This window comes from Collinsella sp. LCP19S3_H3 (assembly GCF_052119145.1).
Lineage (GTDB): Bacteria > Actinomycetota > Coriobacteriia > Coriobacteriales > Coriobacteriaceae > Collinsella.
This window is the reverse complement of the sequence record NZ_JBQKFW010000026.1, coordinates 1-3,483: the sequence shown is the minus strand read 5'-3', so window position 1 is coordinate 3,483 and position 3,483 is coordinate 1. Positions and strand designations below refer to the sequence as shown.

Here is a 3,483-nt window from a genome sequence, read left to right as displayed (position 1 = left end):
CGCAAATCCGCACCGGCTTCGGCCGCCTGCCGGCGTCCTCGCCCGCGGGCTAAAAACGCTTACGCGTTTTCTTTACGCCCGCGCCCTGCATAGAGTTCGATTCTCCGCGGTATCTATATGTAATAAAAAAGCAGGTAGAAACACTTCTCTACCTGCCTGTAACTATTGGTGGAGGCGCGGAGAATCGAACTCCGGTCCACGAAAGCCCCCTGATTGGCATCTCCAAGCTCAGTCGCTGGTTTAGTCTCGGACGCTTTGCGCGCAGCGACACGCTCGCGGCATCCCAACCGGTTCGGTCTTAGCCCGCGCCATACCGATTACGTGCGCGGGAGCATTCCCCTAACATGACGTCGCGCCGGTGTCGGGGAAATCACCGGGTTGACGCGCCGCTATAAACTAAGCAGCGAGAGCCATAGGCTCAAAAGAAGAGTTGTTGTCAATTCAATTTGACGGTACCCCTGTTTAACGAGGCGAGGAGACCTCGGCTTGCTTCCTCTCTCAGAGCTATCGTGTCGAAACCAGTCGCCCCCGAATGTTGGGAAAGTCTGGATGGTATCGGGCCTGCAAACACCCGATAACCGTCGACTTTTCAAGGAACACGCGTGGTAAACCCCGCTCGTGGATAGCTATCTTACCACGTTCTAAAGGCAGACACCTGCTCTATGCACGAGCTGTGAAGACCCTAATGTGCGCCATACTTCGCATTTTTGCCACTGAACACGTCACGTATATTTTCGCCAAGCAAAATTGACCCGTCGAAAGGACCGTTATGGATACCAAGCAGCAACTCATCAATGCCCTCGCAGGCCTGGGCTCAACCATTACCGAAGCCATGGATGTCATCGAAGGCTTTGTCCCCTGTGGACATCCCGCCCTCACGGTATCGAACGCCCTTGTTGCGCTGGACGCTGACGATGATGCAGCTCTCGCCCAGCAGTTTGAGACCGTCGCGGGCTTTATCGACCACGTGAGCGAGAACCGCGGCGTGGCCGCCTACCACGGCATCGAGGTCGAGCTCGCAGGTCCCAAAGCCGATCTGCTTGCAGCAATCCGCGAGGTAGGCGCCCTTATGCAGACCGCAGGCGTCAAGAACACCCAGGTCAACGAGTGGGTCTACCGCAGTCTAGCAGCACTAAACGATTCCGACGAAAAGGCCGCCGAGAAGCTCGTCGAAGCTCCCGTCATCAAGGAAGCGCTTTTGTAATTAAAGGATGCGTGGCCTTCTGAGCGCCGACGTTCCGAAGGCCACGCAAACAGTTCGCGCTAACCGATAGCCGCGCCACCACGTTCGGCCAAAGCTAGAATCGGCATCATTTGGCGCGGGATCTTTGCTGCAAGATCGGCATGTTCGAGCAGCTTGCGATTGTTGGTCACCAAGTAATCGATCTGCGCGCGCTGCACGCGGCGAGCACCAAGTTGTCCTCATAATCGCGATGGAGCGCTAAGTATTTGTCGGCCAGCCAAAGGTCCGATGCATCTGCACCCACGGCCGTGGCGTTTTCGGTCATGTTCCGAACAAACGCCAACGCCGCATCGCCAATTGCACGGACAGATGCCTCGTCGAGCGCTCCCCCGCCGGCAAGAACGCTACGCTTCAGCTCGTGTTGGACAACGTGCAGCACGTCCTTGGCGATATGCACCGGAAAGAACAGCAACGCCCCCGTCTCCGTCGCCTGCCCAATAAACGCGCGCGGCAAGCGACTCGGTATGCTCGGCGCAAAACGAATCGACCCATACGTTGGTGTCCACCATAATCTTAAGGGGGCCTCCACTCACAGGATCATCCCCTTTTGGCGATAATGCTCATCCATGGATTCGGAATAGATTGTGTCCCAGCTGCGGTCATCAGACGCAGATGATGTATCGATGCCCAGGTCCGCGTAAAGCCGATCCACCGCCGCCCATGATGCGACAAACGGCGAGGTGCCACCAGCACTAGGCGGTTGGTCGTCAACGGCCGACAACACCTCTTCGCACGAACCGCCACCCTGCGCTACCTTGGCCACCACCTTTTTGATGAGCTCGGGCAGTGTCCCGCCCGAAAGCCGCAGCGCTTCCTCGGCACGGTTCCTGACCTGGCGATCCACGCGAACGTTCACCTGCGCCATGCCGCTAGCAGCACCCACGTCGATCTCGCTCCCTTCAATTGCTATCCTCGATAGCAACACTATATAGAGACGCTATCAATTGGAGTCAAATGCAAAAGGCCTGCGCCCGGACGACACCGATGCCGTCTGGGCGCAGGCCAGATAACGTGGACAAACACGTCTGTTAACGCAGGTAAGCCTTCGCGTTGCTCAGGCTGTAGGCGATCGTCGAGCCGTTGTGCGGCAGCGACGATGCCTGCGAGGCAATCGCGCCGGTACTGCCCAGTGCCAAGAGCGCCGAGTTGGTGTGCATCACCTTAGAGTAGGAGCTCGTCAGACGATCAACGAGGCCCTGGCTCATACGGCGCAGGCGCACGATCGCAGCAAGATCCGTATCGGTCAAAGTGCGCGGAACCGATGATGGCGCGACGCCCTTCGATGGACGAAGTGATGCCGTGCGCCACGATGTACTCGACGGCAGCATGCCGCACGCGATGCCCTGCACGCAGGCATTCTTTACCGGAGCGCTGGCGAGCAGCTTGATGCCAGCCGTACCAAGCAGAAAACCGCCACCGACAAGCAGGGTGTTAAACGTCGACTTCTACATGTTGCTTCTCCCTTTTGCCGCATTGGACACGGCACGGTGCCTCAGCACCCAAGTGAATAAGTTTGCATGAGCACACTTTTGGATAATAGTTAAGCAGGACTAACTATTAAGGTCAAAAATGGTTAACTTCCTGGAAATCTTAGGGTGCAGAACGGCCGACTTTCGACAATCCGTCTGCCGCAACGTACATCTCCGGCATCCAAGAAAGACTCTCCCCCGTCCCAGCAAATCGAGGTCTAATACTTTTCCCGAGAAGTGAACGAGCAAAATCGGACCCCTGAAGCATCCGCATTTTTTAGTAACAAAACCGCAGGGAAAACTCGGCAAAACCGCAGGAAACAGCGTCCAAAAAGTGTCGATGCTTCAGAGGTCCAAATAAGGTCGTTCACTTCTCGGGAAAAGTATTAAGCTTCGCTTTCCACAGCCCAAAAATGTGACCAAGGGACCGTCCCTGCGCCACATCCACAAAAAAATGAGGGTGCCAACGGCACCCTCATTCACCAAATTCCATTTAGCCCCGCCTGACCTGAACGGCTGAGTCGCCACGGAACCCGGGAGCCCGGCAGGGCGGGCGCTTGCTCAAAATGAGTTCCCTTCAAAAACAATGGGCGCGCCAACGGCGCGCCCATTCACTCTATTTCCATTCAGCCCGACTGACCAGAACGGCCGAGTCGCCACGGAACCGAGGGGCCGGGCGCAGGGCCTTGCCTCTCAATGAGTTCCGCACGAACAGGAGGCGCCAGTGGCGCCTCCGTCGTGAGTCAGGACTGTCCGAAATTGAGAGGCAAG

The 3,483-nt window shown here is 57.1% G+C and carries 4 protein-coding genes and 1 other RNA gene; 1 reads left to right on the top strand and 4 read right to left on the bottom strand.

The window, feature by feature from the left end; translation table 11 throughout:
- Positions 1–166 precede the first annotated feature (166 nt).
- Positions 167–530: a transfer-messenger RNA gene (gene ssrA / locus ACTQZF_RS09060) on the bottom strand.
- Positions 531–769: 239 nt separating this feature from the next.
- Between ssrA and ACTQZF_RS09055 the strand changes: the two genes are divergently transcribed.
- The gene (locus ACTQZF_RS09055; RefSeq protein ID WP_441555100.1) at positions 770–1,204 is read left to right on the top strand and encodes a hypothetical protein; all 435 of its coding nucleotides are present in this window, start codon (positions 770–772) and stop codon (positions 1,202–1,204) included.
- A 166-nt stretch (positions 1,205–1,370) separates the two neighbouring features.
- Here ACTQZF_RS09055 and ACTQZF_RS09050 read toward each other — a convergent pair whose 3' ends face one another.
- The 3 genes from ACTQZF_RS09050 to ACTQZF_RS09040 form a co-directional block, all read right to left on the bottom strand.
- Positions 1,371–1,655 (bottom strand): hypothetical protein, encoded by a 285-nt coding sequence (locus tag ACTQZF_RS09050; RefSeq protein WP_441555099.1) that lies wholly within the window; start codon positions 1,653–1,655, stop codon positions 1,371–1,373.
- A 117-nt stretch (positions 1,656–1,772) separates the two neighbouring features.
- Positions 1,773–2,126: a hypothetical protein gene (locus ACTQZF_RS09045; RefSeq protein ID WP_441033560.1), complete on the bottom strand. Its 354-nt coding sequence runs from the start codon at positions 2,124–2,126 to the stop codon at positions 1,773–1,775.
- A gap of 145 nt (positions 2,127–2,271) precedes the next feature.
- Positions 2,272–2,490 (bottom strand): hypothetical protein, encoded by a 219-nt coding sequence (locus ACTQZF_RS09040; RefSeq protein ID WP_441033557.1) that lies wholly within the window; start codon positions 2,488–2,490, stop codon positions 2,272–2,274.
- Between the last annotated feature and the right edge of the window lie 993 nt (positions 2,491–3,483).